Raw genomic sequence first — 1,261 nt, 5'->3', positions numbered from 1 at the left:
GCGCCAGCGCTGGATCTCGGCTCGAGCGGGGACCATTTAACCGGACAGTAGTGAAGATTTGTCAAGAATCGAACACTACACTAGCTGGTCGCATGGCCGGCCTCCATCAAGACTGCCTGCAGCCGCGCCGCGAACCCGCGAGCCCGTGCCATGCTGCCCATTCGCGCCAGCTCGAACTGCTGCGCGAGCGCGTCCATCATGATCGGCTCGCCGGACTTGATGCGCGCAATGAACGACTCGGCCTGTCCGTAGCCCTGGCGCATCTGCTCGTCGCTGTAGCCGGCCATTACGCCGACTCCTGCACGATCGCGGCGAAGGCTTCCTTGAGCGCCTTGTTCGGGACGATCGCCGTGTTCGCGATCTTGATCGGGGCCGGCATCAAACCCGCCTTCACCCAGTTGTAGTACGTCGCTCGCGTAAACCCACCCGCGCGGGCGATATCGCCGACGCGCTGTCCGCCTACGTCGGGGAGATCTTCGAATGGATTGTTGACGGTCTTCACCAACGTTCACTCCAAAAAAAAGCCGCCCGAAGAGGGGGCGGCTAATCGACGAAAAAAAAGCGCCGGACTCAAAGAGAGTTCCAGGCGCTCATGGGATTTGTTGCGGCGCGATTCTGACCGCTAGAAACGAAAAAGCCGGCTTTCGCCGGCCTCATGTCTTGGAAAAGTTCAGGCCTTTACTGCTTCCATCTATACAAGCCGAAGCTGCCCGGCTTTTCAGGGGCCGTGTACTCCACTATCCCCTCCGCGATTAGCTCTGATACCACGCGATGAACCCCGCGCCGAATACGCTCATTCGGCTTCTCGTTCCTGCCGCTCGCGACGTAGCGCACGACATCTGCCATCCGCCAGCGGCGACCAGGGTAGGCGCCCATCAGACTGATTACGTTCTTCGAGTACAAATGCATTACGTTTTGTGCAGACGCAAGGTCCCCGGCGAGATTGTCACAGTTCTTGTCACGCTTTGCAAGGGCTTTCGGTGGGTTTGCGGGGCCTTAGTCGCAATGGGTCGGTATATCAAAAACAGGCCGATTTTCGACGGATTTGTCACCCCCTCGCAAGCACTTATTTGTCAACCCCCCTCACGCCGCCCCCCGCAGGTTGACGACGTTGCCCTTCTGCTTCCCGGTGACGAACTGCGCCCACGCCTGCATCAGCGGCCGGCGCTGCTCTAGTGTAGTGTTCGATTCTTGACAAATCTTAAAGAATTACTCTCATCGTCATGCTCTACTGCCGCATAAACAGGAGTCAGAGCGTGCG

The 1,261-nt window shown here is 58.8% G+C and carries 2 protein-coding genes; both read right to left on the bottom strand.

Translation table 11 applies throughout. The features are described from left to right. Positions 1 to 80 precede the first annotated feature (80 nt). Positions 81 to 287 carry a hypothetical protein gene (locus PKC29_15630; GenBank protein HML96835.1) on the bottom strand — a complete coding sequence of 69 codons (207 nt, stop codon included), beginning with the start codon at positions 285 to 287 and terminating at the stop codon, positions 81 to 83. Further along, positions 287 to 505: a hypothetical protein gene (locus PKC29_15625; protein ID HML96834.1), complete on the bottom strand. Its 219-nt coding sequence runs from the start codon at positions 503 to 505 to the stop codon at positions 287 to 289. The genes PKC29_15630 and PKC29_15625 overlap by 1 nt, the downstream gene beginning before the upstream one ends. Positions 506 to 1,261 lie beyond the last annotated feature (756 nt).

Source organism: Thermodesulfobacteriota bacterium, assembly GCA_035325995.1.
Taxonomy (GTDB): Bacteria; Desulfobacterota_D; UBA1144; order Nemesobacterales; family UBA2774; genus JADLGH01.
The sequence above is the reverse complement of the archived record's forward strand: the minus strand, read 5'-3'. Positions and strand labels throughout refer to the sequence as shown.

Coding starts and splice junctions, on each gene's coding strand:
- PKC29_15630 (HML96835.1), bottom strand. CDS start 287: ATGGCCGGCTACAGCGACGAGCAGATGCGCCAGGGCTACGGACAGGCC.